Below are 17,791 nucleotides of genomic sequence, written 5' to 3'. Positions count from 1 at the left end.
CTTTGCCTTCGGCTTCCTTCAGATTCGCGGTCGCCCGCGACACCCTTGCCGTTCGGCTAACTCTTCCCCTTGTCGGGCGAGTAGAGGACTTTCACCTCCAAGTAGGTGCGCCCTGCCGGGCGCACCCAATGAAAAAAGGGCCCGCAGGCCCTTTCACTGGAGACGAACCGGAGACGCTCAGAAGTTGTAGCGCGCACCCACGGTCCAGACGTCGGCCTTGGCGCCGAAGTCCTTGCTCTTGCCGTAGCGTTCGTACTCGGCGTTCAGGGAAACCTGCTGGTTGAGGTTGTACTGCAGACCGACCGCGCCATAGGCACCCGTGTCGGTATTCTTGAGGTTCAGCGCGGCGCTTTCCAGCTTGCGCTCGCTGTGCTGCAGGCCCAGCTTGCCGTACACGGAGAACTGGTCGTTGACCGGCATGTTGTACTTGCCGGCGACATAGTAGCTGGAGCCCTTCGTGCGGCCGCTCGCGTTGGTACCGTTGGCCGTGTAATTGACATCCGCGTTGCGGAAGTCGGTGTAGCCGACTTCGGCGCCCCAGTTCTGGTCGAATTCATAACCACCGAAAACCTTGCCCGAGGCCTTGTAGCCGTCGCTGTCGACATTCGTCAGGCCGCCGACCGACGAATTCTCGTGGTCCGCCGTGGCGACGCCGACGCCGACATAGGCGTGCGGTTGGGTGGTTTGGGCTTGGGCCGCGCCCATGGCGGCAGTACCTGCGATCAGTGCAACGATGAGCTTTTTCATATTGCGGATTCCTTTGCGATGTTTGACTGGTTCGCAATTCCGATGAATCGCGATGTGGTCAAGATAGCACCGCAAAATGGTGAAGTCCTTGCCGAACTCGTAAGACTTGTAATCGAATGTAACTTAATGACCTTAAATTCAGTAATGTTTTAGCGAAACTTGATGCAAGTTAAGGTCAACTTAATTCACGAAACGAAAAGTTAGGTTGAGTCGTGGTCCAACCAGTTTGGCCGTCTTGTTGATCCCGTGCTGCCAGTGCGCCTGCAGGGCGCCGGCCATCAACAGCAGGCAGCCATCCGTCAAATCGAGCTTGACGGTGCGCTTGCTCCGTTTATGACGCAGGATGAAGGTGCGGGTGGCGCCATAGCTGACGGAGGCGATGACGGGTTCTAGCCCCAGTTCCGGCTCGTCGTCGCTGTGCATGCCCATGCTGTCGGCGCCGTCGCGGTAATAATTCAGCAGCACGCTGTTGTAGCGCCGGCCCGTCGCCCGTTCGACCGCCGCCCGCAACTGCGCCAGCAGCGGGGTCAGCGGCAACGGGTGCAGGGTCAGGCCGGAATACGTGTAGCCGGCCTCGCCATACCAGGCCGTCAGGCGCGGCTGCAGATGGCGCTTGCCGTAGACGACGACGGTGTCCGCGCGCCACGGCGTCTCCGCGACGAGGCGCGACAGGATCTCCGCATTGTCGATCGGCATGGGAAGCTGGGGCAGCATGGACAACTCGCCATCCTCGATGGGGATGGTCATCAAGTCCATGCCTGTGGAGAACAAATCCATTCGACAATATTGCTATGATGGCGGAATCTAATCGACCGGGCATTTTCTCATGAACAAACGCCAGTTCCTCGGCACCGCGGCGGTCGCGGGCGCCTTTCCCATCGTTGCCCAGGCGGCGAAAACGGCCGAGCGCGGCCCTGCCCTGCTGACGGTCACCGGAGCCATTGCGCGCAGCAATCGCGGGCCACTCGACCCGGCGCTGGACCAGATGATGCACAAGCACCAGGTCACGTTCACGAAAGCGTGGACCTTCGATTACGCCAGCCTGATTGCCCTGCCGCAACAGACGATCCGCCCGACGCTGGAATACGACGGCAAGCCGCACACGCTGCGCGGCCCGCTGCTCACGGACGTGCTGGCGCATGCCGGTGCCACGCTGGACGGCAAGGGAATCCTGGTATTGCGCGCCGTGGATGGCTACAACGTCGAACTGCCGGTCGCCCAGGCGCGCGCGCGCCGCTTCATCGTCGCGACGCACGTCGACGGCAATCCGATGCCGCTGGGAGGTCTGGGGCCGCTATGGGCCGTGTACGACGCCGACCGGGTGCCCGAGATGGCGGCCCAGCCGCTGGCGCAGCGCTTTACCGCCTGCCCGTGGGCCCTGTATCACGTCGACGTTAAAGTGTGACCCGGATCAGGCGTAGGCTTCGGCCAGGCTCATCACGCGCGGCGTGATCTTGATGCCGACGTTGCCGAACAAGGTGTCGATCGCGGCCAGGTTGGCCGCGCATTCGTCGGATTTCCAGCCATTGAACAGATCGGTGCCGTTCTTCTGGAAGTGCAGGTCCAATACCTTGCCCTTGTCCTTGTGGACATAGGTCTGTTGATAGGTGTTCTCGAATCCGAGCTCGGCCAGGGCGGTCAGCACGGCCTGCGGCGGATTGTCCGGGTCGGTGGCCATGAAAACGCCGAACGTCTTGCCGGGCGGCTTGGCCGCGACGTCGACCTCGTAGATGCCGGGTGCCTTGGTGACACTGGTGCTTTTCAGGAACAGCATACCGTCTTCCTCCATGCAATGGCGGCAATGGGGCCGCCATTCAATAAATTGAAATCAGACACAGCTTATTGCAGTATGGGAACTTTGTCGACCAATGGTTTTCGAGATTTTGCTCTACTGCAACAGCAACCCGGTCGCGCTGCCGGCAACGAGGGCGCCGCACGCGACCATGCCGACGACGAAGCCCAGTTCGCGCTTGCTCGGATCGCGGTAATAGCCTAGCGCATACAGGATCCGCCCGACGCACCACAATAGCCCGCCCGCGGCCGCCCAGCGGTCGCCCAGGAAGTGGCCGCACAACCACAGCGGGACCAGCACGAGCGGCATCTGCTCCAGCGTGTTCGCATGCACGCGCTGCGCGCTCAGGAACGGCAGCGGGCCGTCCATCGACGGCGCCGCGACCTTGTATTTGACCCGCGCCACGCCGGCCACCATCGCCGTCCAGAAATACACGCCGAGTACGGCCAGTGTCGCCCATGCAGTCAATACCATGTCATCTCCCATCGTTAACAAGCTCGTTTGCGCCGCGCCAGGTCCCACGTCGCCGCGGCCAGCGCGTCGTATAAATCGCCCGTCGGGCCGTCCCAGGCCGCGACGGCGCCCTGCTGGCGCGCCACCGTCGCCGCGTCGTCGCGCGCGATCGGCCCGGTAAGCGCCGCTTCCGGCCCCAGTCTCAACACGTTCGCCAGGGTCTCCGTCGCGAGCGGCCGCACCAGTTCGCGCGCCACGTCGGCCGGGATGCCGGCCGCCTGGTAGGCGCGCAGCGCGGCATCCATGACGGTCACGAGATAGTTCGATGCGAAGACGGCGGCCGCGTGGTAGACGGTCTTGGCGGCCGCGTCGATCGGCACGGGCCGCGCGCCGATCGCCTCGAACGCGGGCACCAGCAGCGCCAGCGCGGCGGCGTCGCCCTCGACGCCGCAGAAGGTGCCGTCGAACGCCGCCGCGACCGCCGCCGGATCGGCGAAGCTGCGCACCGGATGCACGCTCGCGACCTGCGCGCCCGCGCGGCGCAGCGCATCCAGTTCGCCGGACGCCTTCGCGCCGCTGCAGTGAAACACGACCGCGTCCTGCATCGGCGTCCCTTGCGCCAGCGCGGCGGCGACCGGTCCGATCGCATCGTCCGCCACGGCCAGCATCCACACGTCGGCCGGCCGCAGCGCCGCGTCGCCGGCGACGGGCGTGCCGGCGCCGATGAACGCGACGGCGTCGCGCGCGCTGTCGATGGTCCGCGTCTTCACATCCTGGACGGCGAACACGCCGCGCGCCGCGAACAGCCGGCCGAGCGTACGGCCCACATGGCCCGCGCCGACGATGTTCAAGGCCGGCGGCATCAGAACCGGGAGCCCGGCTGGCGCAGGAATTCCTCTTCTTCCGGCGTCGACGCGCGCCGGAGGATGGCGTTACGGTGCGGGAAGCGGCCGAAGCGCGCGATCACGCCGCGGTGGCGGTGCGCGTAATCGAGCATCTCGTCGAAGCCCGGGTGTTCGGCCGCCAGCATCCCGAACAATTCGACGGCGCGTTCCTGCATGTACGCGTCTTCGGCGTGCTCGAACGGCAGATAGGCGAAGGCGCGCTGCAGCGGCGCCAGCATGCGGTCGGCGCCGCTGTCGACGAGCGACCGCGCGGCCGCCAGCGCCAGGACATCGCCGGCGAAGGACAGGGGCGTGTTGCGGTGGGCGTTGCGGGTGAACTGGTCGAGCACGAGGATCCGCGCCAGCAGACCTTGCGGCCCTTGCGCATCCCACTCGCGCAGGCCGCCGGCCAGCGCCTGGACTATGGCCGCGCCGAAGCGGTCGCGGATGACGGCGTCGAACGCGTCGTTCTTGACGAACCATTCGCGGCGCGGCTGGCCGGACTCGGGGCTGCCCGGTGCGCCGAACCAGAAATCGAGAACGTCCCGAGGTGTCATGCGTATCCCTTCGTCGTTTGTCAGTTACGCGCGTGCGACAACTGGAAGCCGTCCACGCCTTCGAAACTCGACAGTTCGCTGGCAAGCACCGACAACGGCGCGCCCGGCTTGCCGGCCCGTTCCAGCGCGACGAAATGCCATTCCTGGCAGCCCTTCTCGCTGGCGATGGTGAGCGAGCCGCCGGCGATTTCGTAGCCCCGTTCCAGCGCCGCCTGGCGCAGCGTTTCTTCCTGCGGATAGACGCCGGGCTTGAAGTGCAAGGTGACGGCCACCGCGTGACGCGACGGCAGCAGTCCCACCGCCTTGTTCAGGTAAATCATGATCATCGCGGAGAAGAACGCGAGGCCCATCGCGGCCATGTAGAAGCCGAGGCCGACGAGGATGCCGATCACGGACGACGACCAGATCGATGCCGCCGTCGTCAGGCCGCTGATATTGAAGCCCGAGCGCATGATCACGCCGGCGCCGAGGAAGCCGATGCCCGTCACGACGCCCTGCACGACGCGCGTGGGATCGACCAGCGCCACGGACGACCCGTGCCCGCCGAACCAGTGGCTCGGATAGCCGGCGACGATGGTCAGCGCGCACGATGCCATGCACACGAGGCCATACGTGCGCATGCCGGCCGCGCGGCCGTGGTAGGAGCGCTCGTAGCCGACCATGAGGCCCAGCAGCAGCGCGCCGAACATGTTCAGCAGGATCAGGCCGTTCGTGGCCAGTTCCGCGTGCGACCAGTACGCCTGGAGCAGGTCGGGCAGGGTCAGGCCCAGGTCGTTCGATACGGGCCCGCTCAAGGCTTTTTCCTGACCAGCTGTTTTTCGAATTCGACGTCGTGCTTGCTGACGCGTTTGACTTCCTGCGGACCGAGGCCGTTGACGAACGCGACGAAGTCGTCCAGTTCGAGCGGCGCGCACAGCGGCGGCGCGCCCGGTTTCTCGGACAGGAAGAAATGGCCGTCGCCGGTGCGCGCCATCGAATACGAGGTCACGCCGGTGCGCCTTTTCAGCCGCTCGACGGCGGCGCTGGCGCGGGTGGAACGGGCTCCCGCCATGCTAGATCTCCTTGGTGCGCAGTTCGAGCCAGTCGCGCGCGGCGCCGCTCACGTGCGGCAGCAGGCGCGCGCGCACGCTGCGGTGGTAATCGTTCAGCCATGCCACCTCGTCGCCGCGCATCAGGGACAGGTCGATGCAGCGCGTGTCGATGGGGCACAAGGTCAAGGTCTCGAAGCCGAGGAATTCACTATGAGGATCAGAGGCCTCCTCCCCGACGACCCGCGTCAGCACAAGATTTTCGATACGGATGCCCCACTGGCCGGGCCGGTAGATGCCCGGCTCGTTGGACGTGATCATGCCCGGTTCCAGCGCCGTGTGCGGCTCGGGCGGGGCGGACGGCGAGATCACCTGCGGGCCTTCGTGCACGTTGAGGAAGTAGCCGACGCCGTGGCCCGTGCCGTGGCCGTAGTCGATGCCCGCCGCCCAGATCGGGGCGCGCGCGAGCGCGTCGAGCATCGGCCCTTTCGTCCCGCGCGGGAAGCGCGCCGCGGACAGCGCGATCATCCCTTTCAGCACCAGCGTGAAATCGCGCTTCTGGGCGGCGGACGGCGTGCCGACGGGGACGACGCGCGTGATGTCCGTGGTGCCGCCCAGGTACTGGCCGCCGGAGTCGATCAGGAGCAGGCCGTCGCCTTCGATCACGGCGCAGTGGTCCGGCGCGGCGCGGTAATGCATGATCGCGCCGTTGGCGTTGAAGCCGGCGATGGTGCCGAAGCTCGGGCTGACGAAGCCGGGACGGCGCGCGCGCGCCGCAGTGATCCGTTCGTCGATGTGCACTTCGTTCAGCGGCGCGCGGTTGGCGTTGGCCAGCGTCGCCTCGAGCCACGCGAAGAACTCGCACAGCGCCGCGCCGTCCTGTTCCATCGTGTCGCGCACGTGGTCCATCTCGGCATCGAGCTTGCGCGATTTCGCGAACGTCGTCGGATTGATGGCCTCCACCACGCGTACGTGGCCAGGCACGGCGGCGCGCATGCCGGCCGTGACGCGGCGCGGGTCGATCAAGAGGCTGCTGTCGGCCGGCAGCGCGGCCAGGGCTTGCTGCGCCCGGTCGTACGGCGCGACGCGCACGCCGTCCCGTTCCAGGCGCGCGCGCAGGTTGTCGTCGATCTTGCCGTCGGCGACGAACAGCGTGGCGCCCGTCGCTTCCACGAGCGCGTGGGCGACGAACACGGGATTGAAACTGACGTCGGCGCCGCGCAGGTTGAACAGGTAGGCGATGTCGTCGAGGGTCGAGATGAAATGGCGTTCCGCGCCCAGCTTGGCCATCGCGTTGCGCGTCGCATGCAGCTTGTCGGCGCGATCGAGCACGGCGTACGGCGCCAGGTGTTCGTACACGGGTTCGGGCGGCAGGCCGGGACGGTCGCTCCAGATCTCGTCCAGCAGGTCGAGGTCCGTGCGCAGCTTGACGCCGCGGGCGGCGAGCGCATCGCCCAGGAGGCGCGCGACGGCCAGGCCCAGCACGCGCGCGTCGACGGCGACGGTCTGGCCTTCGTCCATGTGCTCCGCCAGCCAGTCGATGTGCAGCAGGCTGGCGCCGGACGGGATCTTCATCAGCCGGATCTCCGTGCCGGCCAGTTCCTGCTCCGCCTGCGTGTAGTAGCGGCCGTCGGTCCAGACGCCCGCGAAGTCGCGCGTGGCGATGAACGTGCCGACGGAGCCCGTGAAGCCGGAGAGCCATTCGCGGCCTTTCCAGCGGGCGGGCAGGTATTCGGACAGGTGCGGATCGGCGGACGGTACGATGAAGGCGTCGACCTGGTGGCGCGCCATCGCGGCGCGCAGCCGCGCCAGGCGCTCGGCGCGCACGTGGGAGGTGTCGGGTGCTGGCATGATGCTCGAAATCGATGATCGTTGATCAAATGGGTATGATACGCGCTCTGACGCCCGCCGCCGACCCGGCCGTCGGGAAATCGCGCGCGAGCGCAAACTGGCGGATAATCGCACACCCAAGGATGATTCCGAATCCTGCAACCGACTCTGAAATATGATGCAAGACTTTCACTACAACCGCGCCCGCGCCCTGCTGGCCAATGCCGAAGAAATCGTCAGCGCGGACAAGGTCCAGGCGGCCGTACGCAACGTCGCCGAGGTCCTGAACCAGCGTTTCGACAATGACGAGGCGGGCGACTTCCCTCTCGTGCTGGGCGTCATGGGCGGCGCGGTGGTGTTCACCGGCAACCTGCTGCCGCAACTGACCTTCCCGCTCGAATTCGACTACATCCACGTCACCCGCTACGGCGACCTGGACCGCGGCGGCGAAGTCGTGTGGAAAGTCATCCCGCGCCAGGACGTCAAGGGCCGTACGATCATCATCGTCGACGACATCCTCGACGAAGGCGAAACCTTGGCCCACGTGAAACAGCGCCTGCTCGACATGGGGGCGGCCGAAGTGATCCTGGCCGTGTTCGCCGACAAGGAACTGGGCAAAGTGAAACCGGTGCAGGCGGACATCGTCGGCTTGACGGTGCCCAACCAGTTCGTCGTCGGCTTCGGCATGGATGCGCATGGCTACTGGCGCAACCTGCCGGGGTTGTGGGTGATCCGCGACGCGGACAAGGTGCTGGCGGCGTAAGCGCCCGCGATGGCCGTTTCCGGCGCCGCCGGAAACGGCGCCGTCAGGCTTTCAGTCCCAGCCGCTCGCGCGCCGCCAGGTATTGCTGCGTCAACCGCTCCACCATCTCCGCGACGGTCGGCACGTCGTCCATCAGGCCGACGCCCTGGCCGGCACCCCAGATGTCGCGCCACGCCTTCGCGCTGCCGGAACCGAAACTCATCTTGCTCTTGTCCGACACGGGCAGGTTGTCCGGATCCAGCCCCGCCGCCACGATCGATTTCTTCAGGTAGTTGCCGTGCACGCCCGTGAACAGGTTCGTGTAGACGACGTCCGCCGCCGACGATTCCACGATCGCCTCGCGGTAGGCGTCGGTGACGTTCGATTCGCGCGTGGCCAGCCAGCGCGAGCCGACGTAGGCGAAGTCGGCGCCCATCGCCTGCGCGGCGAGGATGGCGTCGCCGGTGGCGATCGAGCCGGACAGCGCGACGGGGCCGTCGAAGAATTTGCGCACTTCGCCCACCAGCGCGAACGGCGACAAGGCGCCCGCGTGGCCGCCGGCGCCGGCCGCCACGAGGATCAGGCCGTCCACGCCCGCCTCCAGCGCCTTTTCGGCGTGGCGAATCGACACCACATCGTGCAGGACGATGCCGCCGTACGCATGCACGGCGTCCAGCATCTCTTTCGGCGGCGCGCGCAGCGACGAGATGATGATGGGCACCTGGTGCTTCACGCACACTTCCACGTCGTGTTCCAGGCGGTCGTTCGACTGATGCACGATCTGGTTGACGGCGATCGGCCCGACTTTCTGGTCCGGATGCGCGTCCTGGTAATCGGCCAGTTCCCGCTGGAGGTCCGTCAGCCACGTGTCGAGCTGCGCGGCCGGGCGCGCGTTCAGCGCGGGAAAGGAACCGACGATGCCCGCCTTGCACTGCGCGGCCACCAGCGCGGGGCCGCTGGCGATGAACATCGGCGACGCGATGACGGGGAGGGACAGGTCTTGCAGGACGGAAGGCAGCGCCATGGGTTTCTCGCGAGAGTTGATCGGACCCGCCGATTATGGCGCAGAAAAGCACGACCGTGCTAGATTCTCGGCTCTAATTCGTCGTGCGTCGGCATCAGTCGAACGGGATCTGGGCTTCGCGCCGGCGGATTTCCTGCCACACGGCGCGCTTATAGGCGTCGTCGGCGCGGCCCCAGGCGACGATCTCGTCGATGGTGCGCAGACAGCCTTCGCAGAGGCCCGTGACGGGCGACATCTTGCACACATTGATGCAGGGAGAAGGGACCGGCGTCTGTCGTTCCGGCGGAAGGCGTGCGTCGCTCATGCGGCGGCCTGTGCACGCCACGGCACTAAAGCGCATTCAGGTATTGTGTTGCGCGACTCGACGCGCAGGCCGGTCTGGAATACAGGACTCATGGTGTGCAGATTAACGCATCCGGACGAATCGCGCTTGACCGGCCGGTCGGCCTGCGTAGACTGGACTCTTCCGTTGTGCGCGTTGCGCGTACCCCATCTGTAAGGTTCGCGCAAGCTTCGCCATCAAGACTGACTCCGTTCGATGCCTCAGCCACGCGCCGGCGGCATTGCCGACACACCCCACAAGGAGTGCCGATGACCCTGAATCACAAGTTCCTGGCGCAAATGCGCGCCGCGACCCGATCCCTGTTGCGCCGCGGTCCCGCCGTTGCCCGCACCGTCATCCGGGAATCCGTCAAGAATGCCACCGCCATGCAGGCCGCGGCCGTCAACGGCGCGGCCGCCGTCGCGCCGCCGGCCTCGAACCAATCGGCCTACGACGCCTTTTCCGACATGCTGGCCGACCTGTCCCGGCTGGGCCTGAACAGCAATCCGTTCAACGTCCCGCCGCTGTCGACGGGCGCGGCCGCCGCCGGCCTGCCGGGCCATTTCATCGACGCCAGCTATACGAACGACGCCGGCACCCGCGACTACAAGCTCTACATTCCCAGCACGTATGCCGGCCGGCCGGCGCCGCTGCTCCTGATGCTGCACGGCTGCGCGCAGAATCCCGACGACTTCGCGCTCGGCACCGGCATGAACACGCTGGCCGAGGAATACGGCTGCCTCGTCGCGTATCCGGCCCAGTCGCACCAGGCCAACGCGTCGCGCTGCTGGAACTGGTTCAGCGCGGCGGACCAGCAGCGCGGCCAGGGCGAACCCGCCATCCTCGCCGGACTCACGCACGACATCATGGCGCGCTACGCGATCGATCCGGCACACGTCTACGTCGCGGGCCTGTCGGCGGGCGGCGCGATGGCGGCCATCCTGGGCACGCTGTATCCGGACATCTACGCGGCCGTCGGCGTCCACTCGGGCCTGCCGTTCGCGGCCGCCCACGACCTGTCCTCGGCGATGGCCGCGATGCAGGGCGATTTCCGCACGCACCACACACCGGGCAAATCCCTGCCGATCATCGTGTTCCACGGCGATCGCGACACGACCGTGCACCCGGCCAACGGCGACGAATTGATCAAGCGAAGGCGGCGCCATCCGGCGGAAGACGTCGTCGTCGAGCCCGGCATGGTGCCGGACGGCCACGCCTATACGCGCACGGTGCACCGCAAGCCGGACGGCAGCATCCACGCGGAACACTGGGTGATCCACGGTTCCGGCCATGCGTGGTCGGGCGGCGATACGCGCGGCAGTTATACGGACGGCAAGGGTCCGAGCGCAAGCCGGGAGATGATGCGATTCTTCCGCACCGCACGCTGACGCCGCATCACGTATCCGACGTGTCCGATGAATCCGGCGCCTTGGCTGCCCGTTGCGCGATATGCTGCGCCAGGCAGGCCGGGCACCAGCATCCGGCCGCGTCGCCGGCGAGCGGCAGCGCGGCCACGGGCGGCAGTTTCGTGCACCAGCACGGTGCGCCGTCGCTGCCGTCGACCATCGCGCAACCGAATTCGGCGCCGCATTGTGAACAAGTGCTCATGCAAAGGTGACATCGTGTATCCAGATGTAATCCACCTTAACGGCGGGTGCCGGAAAATACAACATAGAACTTCTATAATGGCCACTGCCGTAGGCTATTGCCTGTAAAATCTCGCAAATTCTTTTCCGGACCGCCAATGAACGCAACGCTGACCAATCTGACGGGCGACGACCAGAATAACGACCTGACTGCGGTCTCGCCGCAGATCAAGGCGCAGATCCTGGCCGAAGCACTCCCTTACATCCGCAATTTCCACGGCAAGACCATCGTCATCAAATACGGCGGCAATGCGATGACCGACGAGCGCCTGAAACACGGCTTCGCGCGCGACGTCATCCTGCTGAAACTGGTCGGCATGAATCCGGTCGTGGTGCACGGCGGCGGTCCGCAGATCGACAACGCCCTGAAGAAAATCGGCAAGCAAGGCACCTTCGTGCAAGGCATGCGCATCACCGACGAAGAAACCATGGAAGTGGTGGAGTGGGTGCTGGGCGGCGAAGTCCAGCAGGACATCGTCATGCTGATCAACCACTACGGCGGCCAGGCCGTGGGCCTCACCGGCAAGGACGGCGGCCTGATCCGCGCACGCAGGATGGCGATGCCGGACAAGGAAAAGCCGGGCGAATTCCTCGACATCGGCTTCGTCGGCGAAATCGAGGCGATCAATCCGGCCGTCGTGAAAGCGCTGCAGGACGACGCCTTCATTCCGATCATTTCGCCGATCGGTTTCGGCCAGGACGGCCAGGCCTACAACATCAACGCCGACGTCGTCGCCGGCAAGATCGCGGAAATCCTGAAAGCGGAAAAGCTGATCATGATGACCAATATCGCCGGCGTGCAGGACAAGCAAGGCAATCTGGTGACGGACTTGTCGGCACGCGAAATCGACGAGATGTTCGCGGACGGCACGATTTCCGGCGGCATGCTGCCGAAAATCTCGTCGGCCCTGGACGCCGCCAAGTCGGGAGTGAATACCGTGCACATCATCGATGGCCGCATCGAGCACTCATTGTTGCTGGAAGTCTTGACCGAACAGGCTTTTGGCACTATGATCCGCTCGCATTGAATTTTTGTGGCGTCTGCATGGCGCCACGATCATTTGCCCTTGTAGCTCAGTGGTAGAGCACTCCCTTGGTAAGGGAGAGGCCACGTGTTCAATCCACGTCAAGGGCACCAGGTTTTGTCCCCATTCCCGCCTGTTGTGGTATCCCCGATGCCTGACGTAACGGATAAGACAGACTCTTGTCCACGCTACGCGTTTGCTTCGCGCAGCCGGAAATGAGGACACTCGCGGCGCGATGACAAGCGTCACTCAAGCGAGCTAGCAGGAAAAGCTGGAGCGGTAGTTCAGTTGGTTAGAATACCGGCCTGTCACGCCGGGGGTCGCGGGTTCGAGCCCCGTCCGCTCCGCCAGAATTCCAAAAAGGGTCCGATTCATCGGACCCTTTTTTGTTGCCAAATTCTGGGTCAAATTCGGGGTCAGAGCATAAATTCGGGGTCAGAGCACATTCCAGAGCAATTGCTCTTGAGTGCAATCGCCTGCGACATCAGCGCGCGACGCCGGCTTCGTCCCCCGTACGCCCGCCGCGCACTACCACTCGAACTTGCTTTGAAGATCGTGCACAAAAAAGTGCTCTGACCCCGAATCTGCAGAAAAAATGCTCTGACCCCGAATTTCAGTCAATAGATTCGCTCGACACTGACGCCGCTCCGGGCCAGCAGGTCGGGCACGCTCCCCGTCCCCAGCAGATGCATGACGCCGATCGCGGCCACGGTCCGGTCTTCCGAACGCAGCAATTGCAGCAAGTGCGCCGCCAGGCCGACGTTTCTCTCCTTGAGCAGCACCCGGGTCACGAACTGTCCGGAAACGCTCCGGTCGGCCTCGCACTGCGCCGCCATCCGGTCGAGCGCGCCCCGATCCGCCGTGCTCCACGCCCGCACGACTTCCTGCGCTTCCGCGTGCTGGGCGCCGGATTCGATCGTGTCCATCATCTCCTCGAGGAAACGCCAGCGGTCCGGCACCGGCAGACGGTCGAGCAGCGCCAGCTGGCCGCCCAGCGATTCCAGCGCCAGCACCCGGATGTGCCGACCACGCGCCTGACGGGCCAGCCAGGCGTCGCTCGACAAGTCCGACCGGTAACCCTGCCGCGTGTACTCGGCCAATGCCAGCATCGTCGCCAGCAGCACGGGCTTGAAGGTCAGCATGGACGATGCATCGAGGCCGCCCTGCTGCAACAACCTGTCGAGACGCTGCTGTTGCCGCGGCGGCAGGCTGTCGTAGGCCGGGTTGCCGGGCGCCAGCAGGCCGTAGGTGCGCAGCGCGTCCTGCAGGTCGGCGCGCGGCTGGGCGGGGTCGATCTCGAGCGCCAGCGTGGACGACGTCGCCAACGCGCCCATGAGGCGCTCGTCCAGCGGATAAAACTCCGGCAAGCCAACGTGCAACGTACCGAACAGATGCATCACATGACCATCGAGCGTCAGCCGGAACAGGGCGCCGCGATCGGTCGCGTGGGCCGCTGGTGTCGCCAATAGGAACAAGCCCAAGAGCAACTTTGCGAACGTGCGAAAGGGGCGGAAGAAGCGTCGCATACGCATCCTCACTGGTAAGAACTGCCGGTTGACGTCATCCCTGGCCGACTGCCCTCGCCTGTATTTCCATCCGGCATCCAAATTGGGTAATCGTGCTGAATCGATTATTGATCTGCTCAGCAGTTCGACATGCGATCTGGATCAGAGGTCGGAATTCCCTTGCGCCGTCCCGATATAATCGCCACTTCCTCCTTCGTTTTCCTGTCCCGTGCCCAAGCTCCGCTCGCCCGTCTGGCTGTTCGACCTCGACAACACATTGCACGACGCATCGCACGCGATCTTCCCGGCGATCAGCGCCAACATGAACACGTACATCGCGCGCGTGCTCGGCGACGGCGTCACGCCGGCGAGCCAGGACGCCGTCGACGCGGCCCGCGTCGGCTACTGGAAGCGTTATGGCGCGACGTTGCTGGGCATGATCCGCCACCACCGCGTCGACGCGGCGGACTTCCTGCGCCAGACGCACGACATCGGCGCGCTGCACGACCTGGTGCGCTTCGAGCGCGGCCTGGAACGCGCGCTGCGCCGTCTGCCGGGCCGCAAGATCCTGCTGACGAATGCGCCGACCGCGTATTCGACGGGCGTCGTGCGCCACATCGGCCTGCAGCGCCAGTTCGCGCACCACGTCTCGATCGAGGACATGCGCGTGCACGGCCAGCTGCGTCCGAAGCCGTCGAAGCTGATGCTGCGCCGCCTGCTGCGCCGGCACGGCGTGGCGGCGAGCCGCTGCATCCTCGTCGAGGACACGCTCATGAACCTCAAGCGCGCCAAGCAGCTGGGCGTGCGCACGGTATGGGTCACGCAATACCTACGCTACAGCGATCCGATCGGCAAAGCGCCCCTGCCGAAAATGATCAAACGCCCCGGTTACGTCGATGTCAAAGTAAAATCCGTTCTCAAGCTGCCCGCGCATTTGCGCCGGCTGGCACACTGACTCACACGGGGAACCTCGAACAACATGGCAAGCACGAAGCCGGGCCAACGCAAACAGCAGATCCTCCAAGCCCTGGCGGCCATGCTCGAACATCCCAAGGGCGAGAAGATCACGACGGCGGCGCTGGCCGCCCGCCTGTCGGTGTCGGAAGCGGCCCTGTACCGCCATTTCGCCAGCAAGGCCCAGATGTTCGAGGGCCTGATCGAATTCATCGAGGCGACCGTGTTCACCCTGTTCAACCAGGTAGCGGAACGCGAGGACAACGGCGTCGCGCAGGCGCATGCGATGCTGCAGATCCTGCTGACGTTCGCCGCCAACAATCCGGGCATGACGCGCGTGCTGATCGGCGACGCCCTCGTCGGCGAGGACGACCGCCTGCAGCTGCGCATGAACCAGTTCTACGACAAGATCGAGCTGGCGTTCAAGCAGGCGCTGCGCGTGGCCGCCACCCAGGACCACGGACGCGAGGAAGACGTGGCCGCGCGTGCCGCGATGCTCGTCTCGTACGTGACCGGGCGCTGGCACCGCTACGCCAAGAGCGGTTTCAAACAGCACCCCACGGAGAACAGCCCGCTGCAGCTGGCCCTGTTGCTCGCCGCCTGACCGCCGCCATGGACGCCACCGTATTCGCCCTCCTCGACGACGCGAGTGCCGAAGGCCATGCGCAGGCGCGCTCGCGCCTGTACGGCGGTTATGCCGGCATGCTGGCCTGCCAGCGCATCGAAGACTGGCCGCGCCTGCTCGACGGCGTGCAGGACGCCCTCGCGCGCGGCCTGCACGCCGTGCCCGTGCTGACCTATGAACTGGGCGAACAGCTGGCCGGCATCGCGCCCGCGCGCGAGCTCCACGCGCCGCTGGCCCAGGTGCTGCTGTTCGAACGCTACGACATGCTGGATGCGGCGGAGGTCGACGCCTGGCTGGCGGCGCGCGCGGACGAACAGGGCCCCGGCCCGGCCGGCATCGGCTTTGTACGCGCCAACGTCGACGAGGCCACGTTCGCGCATGCGATCGGGCGCATCCGCGATTACATCGCGGCCGGCGACACGTACCAGGTCAATTACACGTATCGCCTGCGCTTCGACGCGTTCGGCCCCGTGTGTGCGCTGTACGCGCGCCTGCGCGCGCGCCAGCCGGTGCCCTACGGTGCCTTGATCGCCCTGCCGGACGGCCGCGCCGTGCTGTCGCTGTCGCCGGAACTGTTCGTGCGCCACGACGCCGGCCGCCTGCTGGCGCGCCCGATGAAAGGGACGGCGCCGGCGGACAACGACGATCTCGTGAACGCCGTGCGCGCCCAGCACCTGGCCGCCGATCCGAAGAACCGCGCCGAGAACCTCATGATCGTCGACCTCCTGCGCAACGACCTGGGACGCATCGCGCGCACCGGCAGCGTGGGCGTGCCGGCGCTGTTCGAAGTGAAGCGCTACAGCAGCGTGCTGCAGATGACGTCGACCGTGCAGGCCCAGCTCGCGCCGGGCACGTCGTTGCAGGACATCTTTGCTGCACTGTATCCCTGCGGCTCGATCACGGGCGCGCCCAAGCGCCGCACGATGGAGATCATCCGCGAACTGGAACCGGCCGCGCGCGGCATCTACACGGGCGCGATCGGCTGGATCGATCCGCCGCCGCCGGGCGCCGGATTCGGCAAACACCACGATGCCGGGTTCGGCGATTTTTGCCTGGCCGTCCCGATCCGCACCTTGACGCTGCAGCCGGAACAGAACGGCGTGCGGCACGGCGAACTGGGTGTCGGCGCGGGCATCGTCTACGACAGCGACGCCGGCGCGGAGTACGCCGAATGCCGGCTCAAGGCGAGCTTCCTCACCGGGCTGACGAACGACTTCGACATCTTCGAAACCATTTACGCGACGCGCGGGGGCGGCTGCCGCCACCTGGAGCGCCACCTCGCGCGCCTGCAAGCGTCCGCGGCGTATTTCGGCCATCCGTTCAATCCGGAGCTCGCGCGCGCCGCCGCGCTCGAAGCCTGCGCCGCGCTGCCCGACGGCCCGCACCGCGTGCGTCTCGCGCTGCGGCCCGATGGCGAAATCGTCGTGCAGACGGGCGCGCTGGCGCCGTTGAGCGAACCGGTGACGGTGCTGCTGTCCGACGCGCCGACCCGCGCGCACGACGTCTTCCTGCGCCACAAGACGAGCGTCCGCAGCCGCTACGATGCGGCCTGGCGCGCGGCGGCAAGCGTGGGCGCCTTCGACACCTTGTTCTTCAACGAGCGCGGCGAACTGACCGAGGGTGGGCGCAGCAATGTGTTCGTGAAGATCGCCGGCCGCTGGTACACGCCGCCGCTGTCGTCCGGCGTGCTGCCGGGCGTGATGCGCGTCGTGCTGCTGGACGATCCGGCCTGGGACGCGATCGAATGTCCCCTCACGCGCGAGAGCCTCGCGCATGCGCAGGAGATCGTCGTCTGCAACGCCTTGCGCGGGGCGTTGCGCGCCGTCGTACTCAAATAAAAAGGGCCGGCGCAAGGCCGGCCAAAACCGGCCTGTTACGGCCGGCACGCTTTTGGAGGAAGCGGGGGTTCGTTACGTCCGTCAGAAACGGTAACCGACGCCGACGCCGAACAGCACCGGGTCGATGCGCACGCGGCTGGCGCGCACGCCGTTGATGTCGACGTCGCTGCGGATCTGCACCTTCTTCACGTCGAGATTGACGGACCACTTGCTGTCGATGCGGAAGTCGACGCCGGCCTGCAGCGCCGCGCCGATGCTGTCGTGCTCGAGGCGCCCGGCGCCGTTCAGGATGTCGACCTTGGAGATCAAGGTGTAGTTGATGCCGGCGCCGACGTAGGGATCGATCTGCGCGCCCGGCAGGAAGTGATATTGCGCCAGCAGGGTCGGCGGCAAGTGCTTGAAGCTGCCGATGCGCTGGCCGTCCAGCGTGACGTCGTGCTTTTGCGGATACGTGAGGACCAGTTCGGCGGCCCAGTTAGGGGTGAGGAAATACGAGATGTCGACTTCCGGGATCCACTTGTCGCTGACGTGCAGGCGGTCGCTTGCGCCGGTGCCGCCGACGGGATCGGATTTGTCGGCCGGATTGATGTATACCGCCCGCACACGCACCACCCATGGCGATTCCTGCGCCAGTGCGGGGACGGCAACCCCGGCCAGGACCAGGGCTGCACACACCAGTTTCAACCTCGACTTTTTCATGGTGAGACCTTTCTTCGCGTTGTTGTTCAGCGAAGACCAGTCTATTGAGCCACCTCAGCAAAATCGTTGACTTGAATCAAAATGACCATGAGGCCATACGGGTTATTACGGCGACCTGTT

21 protein-coding genes and 2 tRNA genes are annotated in these 17,791 nt (G+C 65.9%); 9 read left to right on the top strand and 14 right to left on the bottom strand.

The window, feature by feature from the left end:
* Positions 1-177 precede the first annotated feature (177 nt).
* Both ISF28_RS18535 and ISF28_RS18530 read right to left on the bottom strand, forming a co-directional pair.
* Positions 178-747 carry a porin family protein gene (locus tag ISF28_RS18535; RefSeq protein WP_198118647.1) on the bottom strand — a complete coding sequence of 190 codons (570 nt, stop codon included), beginning with the start codon at positions 745-747 and terminating at the stop codon, positions 178-180.
* Between the two features lie 180 nt (positions 748-927).
* Complete coding sequence (locus tag ISF28_RS18530; RefSeq protein ID WP_307727452.1) at positions 928-1,494, bottom strand: alpha-ketoglutarate-dependent dioxygenase AlkB family protein; 567 nt, start codon at positions 1,492-1,494, stop codon at positions 928-930.
* Between the two features lie 79 nt (positions 1,495-1,573).
* Between ISF28_RS18530 and ISF28_RS18525 the strand changes: the two genes are divergently transcribed.
* On the top strand, positions 1,574-2,152 hold the full coding sequence (locus ISF28_RS18525) for a putative pterin-binding protein (RefSeq protein WP_198118645.1): 579 nt from the start codon (positions 1,574-1,576) through the stop codon (positions 2,150-2,152).
* A 6-nt stretch (positions 2,153-2,158) separates the two neighbouring features.
* Here the strand turns inward: ISF28_RS18525 and ISF28_RS18520 are convergent, their stop codons facing one another.
* The 7 genes from ISF28_RS18520 to ISF28_RS18490 all read right to left on the bottom strand — a co-directional run bounded on the left by ISF28_RS18520 (position 2,159) and on the right by ISF28_RS18490 (position 7,312).
* Positions 2,159-2,521: a hypothetical protein gene (locus ISF28_RS18520; RefSeq protein WP_198118644.1), complete on the bottom strand. Its 363-nt coding sequence runs from the start codon at positions 2,519-2,521 to the stop codon at positions 2,159-2,161.
* 114 nt (positions 2,522-2,635) lie between these two features.
* On the bottom strand, positions 2,636-3,013 hold the full coding sequence (locus tag ISF28_RS18515) for an MAPEG family protein (RefSeq protein ID WP_198118643.1): 378 nt from the start codon (positions 3,011-3,013) through the stop codon (positions 2,636-2,638).
* A gap of 14 nt (positions 3,014-3,027) precedes the next feature.
* A complete protein-coding gene (locus ISF28_RS18510) occupies positions 3,028-3,855 on the bottom strand; it encodes a Rossmann-like and DUF2520 domain-containing protein (protein WP_198118642.1) in 828 nt (275 codons plus the stop codon).
* Positions 3,855-4,433, bottom strand: a complete 579-nt coding sequence (locus ISF28_RS18505) for a DUF924 family protein (protein ID WP_198118641.1) — start codon at positions 4,431-4,433, stop codon at positions 3,855-3,857. The genes ISF28_RS18510 and ISF28_RS18505 overlap by 1 nt, the downstream gene beginning before the upstream one ends.
* A 20-nt stretch (positions 4,434-4,453) precedes the next feature.
* Positions 4,454-5,227 (bottom strand): MgtC/SapB family protein, encoded by a 774-nt coding sequence (locus ISF28_RS18500; protein WP_370663465.1) that lies wholly within the window; start codon positions 5,225-5,227, stop codon positions 4,454-4,456.
* On the bottom strand, positions 5,224-5,484 hold the full coding sequence (locus ISF28_RS18495; protein WP_198118640.1) for a hypothetical protein: 261 nt from the start codon (positions 5,482-5,484) through the stop codon (positions 5,224-5,226). The genes ISF28_RS18500 and ISF28_RS18495 overlap by 4 nt, the downstream gene beginning before the upstream one ends.
* 1 nt (position 5,485) lies before the next feature.
* The gene (locus ISF28_RS18490; RefSeq protein WP_198118639.1) at positions 5,486-7,312 is read right to left on the bottom strand and encodes an aminopeptidase P family protein; all 1,827 of its coding nucleotides are present in this window, start codon (positions 7,310-7,312) and stop codon (positions 5,486-5,488) included.
* A 157-nt stretch (positions 7,313-7,469) separates the two neighbouring features.
* On the opposite strand from ISF28_RS18490, the gene ISF28_RS18485 reads away from it, so the two are divergent.
* Positions 7,470-8,054 carry a hypoxanthine-guanine phosphoribosyltransferase gene (locus ISF28_RS18485; RefSeq protein WP_198118660.1) on the top strand — a complete coding sequence of 195 codons (585 nt, stop codon included), beginning with the start codon at positions 7,470-7,472 and terminating at the stop codon, positions 8,052-8,054.
* A 43-nt stretch (positions 8,055-8,097) separates the two neighbouring features.
* Here ISF28_RS18485 and ISF28_RS18480 read toward each other — a convergent pair whose 3' ends face one another.
* Entirely contained in the window at positions 8,098-9,057 is a 960-nt protein-coding gene (locus ISF28_RS18480) for an NAD(P)H-dependent flavin oxidoreductase (protein WP_198118638.1), read from the bottom strand.
* Positions 9,058-9,151: 94 nt separating this feature from the next.
* Positions 9,152-9,361, bottom strand: a complete 210-nt coding sequence (locus ISF28_RS18475) for a DUF1289 domain-containing protein (protein WP_198118637.1) — start codon at positions 9,359-9,361, stop codon at positions 9,152-9,154.
* A gap of 287 nt (positions 9,362-9,648) precedes the next feature.
* Here ISF28_RS18475 and ISF28_RS18470 point away from each other — a divergent pair, with 287 nt between their 5' ends.
* Positions 9,649-10,767, top strand: a complete 1,119-nt coding sequence (locus tag ISF28_RS18470) for an extracellular catalytic domain type 1 short-chain-length polyhydroxyalkanoate depolymerase (protein ID WP_198118636.1) — start codon at positions 9,649-9,651, stop codon at positions 10,765-10,767.
* A gap of 7 nt (positions 10,768-10,774) precedes the next feature.
* On the opposite strand, the gene ISF28_RS18465 is transcribed toward ISF28_RS18470, so the two are convergent.
* The gene (locus ISF28_RS18465) at positions 10,775-10,987 is read right to left on the bottom strand and encodes a cysteine-rich CWC family protein (RefSeq protein ID WP_198118635.1); all 213 of its coding nucleotides are present in this window, start codon (positions 10,985-10,987) and stop codon (positions 10,775-10,777) included.
* Positions 10,988-11,123: 136 nt separating this feature from the next.
* Between ISF28_RS18465 and argB the strand changes: the two genes are divergently transcribed.
* The 3 genes from argB to ISF28_RS18450 all read left to right on the top strand — a co-directional run bounded on the left by argB (position 11,124) and on the right by ISF28_RS18450 (position 12,400).
* Entirely contained in the window at positions 11,124-12,053 is a 930-nt protein-coding gene (gene argB, locus ISF28_RS18460) for an acetylglutamate kinase (protein WP_198118634.1), read from the top strand.
* 35 nt (positions 12,054-12,088) lie between these two features.
* A tRNA-Thr gene (locus ISF28_RS18455) sits at positions 12,089-12,163 on the top strand.
* Positions 12,164-12,323: 160 nt separating this feature from the next.
* Positions 12,324-12,400: transfer RNA gene (locus ISF28_RS18450), tRNA-Asp, on the top strand.
* A 267-nt stretch (positions 12,401-12,667) separates the two neighbouring features.
* Here the strand turns inward: ISF28_RS18450 and ISF28_RS18445 are convergent.
* Positions 12,668-13,516 (bottom strand): TraB/GumN family protein, encoded by an 849-nt coding sequence (locus tag ISF28_RS18445; RefSeq protein ID WP_198118633.1) that lies wholly within the window; start codon positions 13,514-13,516, stop codon positions 12,668-12,670.
* Between the two features lie 268 nt (positions 13,517-13,784).
* Between ISF28_RS18445 and ISF28_RS18440 the strand changes: the two genes are divergently transcribed.
* From ISF28_RS18440 to ISF28_RS18430, 3 genes are read left to right on the top strand one after another with little or no spacing between them, the layout of a single operon-like run.
* The gene (locus tag ISF28_RS18440; protein ID WP_370663464.1) at positions 13,785-14,510 is read left to right on the top strand and encodes a pyrimidine 5'-nucleotidase; all 726 of its coding nucleotides are present in this window, start codon (positions 13,785-13,787) and stop codon (positions 14,508-14,510) included.
* A 24-nt stretch (positions 14,511-14,534) separates the two neighbouring features.
* Positions 14,535-15,113, top strand: a complete 579-nt coding sequence (gene slmA, locus ISF28_RS18435) for a nucleoid occlusion factor SlmA (protein ID WP_198118632.1) — start codon at positions 14,535-14,537, stop codon at positions 15,111-15,113.
* Between the two features lie 8 nt (positions 15,114-15,121).
* Positions 15,122-16,972, top strand: a complete 1,851-nt coding sequence (locus ISF28_RS18430; RefSeq protein WP_198118631.1) for a chorismate-binding protein — start codon at positions 15,122-15,124, stop codon at positions 16,970-16,972.
* Between the two features lie 81 nt (positions 16,973-17,053).
* Here the strand turns inward: ISF28_RS18430 and ISF28_RS18425 are convergent, their stop codons facing one another.
* Positions 17,054-17,671, bottom strand: coding sequence for an OmpW/AlkL family protein (locus tag ISF28_RS18425; RefSeq protein WP_198118630.1), 618 nt, complete (start codon positions 17,669-17,671; stop codon positions 17,054-17,056).
* Between the last annotated feature and the right edge of the window lie 120 nt (positions 17,672-17,791).

This window comes from Massilia rhizosphaerae, from assembly GCF_016093545.1.
Classification (GTDB): domain Bacteria; phylum Pseudomonadota; class Gammaproteobacteria; order Burkholderiales; family Burkholderiaceae_D; genus Telluria; species Telluria rhizosphaerae.
The sequence above is the reverse complement of the archived record's forward strand: the minus strand, read 5'-3'. Positions and strand labels throughout refer to the sequence as shown.

Excerpts from the sequence above, each read along its gene's own strand:
- ISF28_RS18495 (WP_198118640.1), bottom strand. The coding sequence starts at position 5,484 with ATGGCGGGAGCCCGTTCCACCCGCGCCAGCGCCGCCGTCGAGCGGCTG.
- argB (WP_198118634.1), top strand. The coding sequence starts at position 11,124 with ATGAACGCAACGCTGACCAATCTGACGGGCGACGACCAGAATAACGAC.
- ISF28_RS18515 (WP_198118643.1), bottom strand. The coding sequence starts at position 3,013 with ATGGTATTGACTGCATGGGCGACACTGGCCGTACTCGGCGTGTATTTC.
- ISF28_RS18475 (WP_198118637.1), bottom strand. The coding sequence starts at position 9,361 with ATGAGCGACGCACGCCTTCCGCCGGAACGACAGACGCCGGTCCCTTCT.
- ISF28_RS18525 (WP_198118645.1), top strand. The coding sequence starts at position 1,574 with ATGAACAAACGCCAGTTCCTCGGCACCGCGGCGGTCGCGGGCGCCTTT.
- ISF28_RS18465 (WP_198118635.1), bottom strand. The coding sequence starts at position 10,987 with ATGAGCACTTGTTCACAATGCGGCGCCGAATTCGGTTGCGCGATGGTC.
- ISF28_RS18425 (WP_198118630.1), bottom strand. The coding sequence starts at position 17,671 with ATGAAAAAGTCGAGGTTGAAACTGGTGTGTGCAGCCCTGGTCCTGGCC.
- ISF28_RS18505 (WP_198118641.1), bottom strand. The coding sequence starts at position 4,433 with ATGACACCTCGGGACGTTCTCGATTTCTGGTTCGGCGCACCGGGCAGC.
- slmA (WP_198118632.1), top strand. The coding sequence starts at position 14,535 with ATGGCAAGCACGAAGCCGGGCCAACGCAAACAGCAGATCCTCCAAGCC.
- ISF28_RS18510 (WP_198118642.1), bottom strand. The coding sequence starts at position 3,855 with ATGCCGCCGGCCTTGAACATCGTCGGCGCGGGCCATGTGGGCCGTACG.
- ISF28_RS18520 (WP_198118644.1), bottom strand. The coding sequence starts at position 2,521 with ATGCTGTTCCTGAAAAGCACCAGTGTCACCAAGGCACCCGGCATCTAC.
- ISF28_RS18535 (WP_198118647.1), bottom strand. The coding sequence starts at position 747 with ATGAAAAAGCTCATCGTTGCACTGATCGCAGGTACTGCCGCCATGGGC.
- ISF28_RS18470 (WP_198118636.1), top strand. The coding sequence starts at position 9,649 with ATGACCCTGAATCACAAGTTCCTGGCGCAAATGCGCGCCGCGACCCGA.
- ISF28_RS18490 (WP_198118639.1), bottom strand. The coding sequence starts at position 7,312 with ATGCCAGCACCCGACACCTCCCACGTGCGCGCCGAGCGCCTGGCGCGG.
- ISF28_RS18485 (WP_198118660.1), top strand. The coding sequence starts at position 7,470 with ATGCAAGACTTTCACTACAACCGCGCCCGCGCCCTGCTGGCCAATGCC.
- ISF28_RS18530 (WP_307727452.1), bottom strand. The coding sequence starts at position 1,494 with ATGACCATCCCCATCGAGGATGGCGAGTTGTCCATGCTGCCCCAGCTT.
- ISF28_RS18430 (WP_198118631.1), top strand. The coding sequence starts at position 15,122 with ATGGACGCCACCGTATTCGCCCTCCTCGACGACGCGAGTGCCGAAGGC.
- ISF28_RS18480 (WP_198118638.1), bottom strand. The coding sequence starts at position 9,057 with ATGGCGCTGCCTTCCGTCCTGCAAGACCTGTCCCTCCCCGTCATCGCG.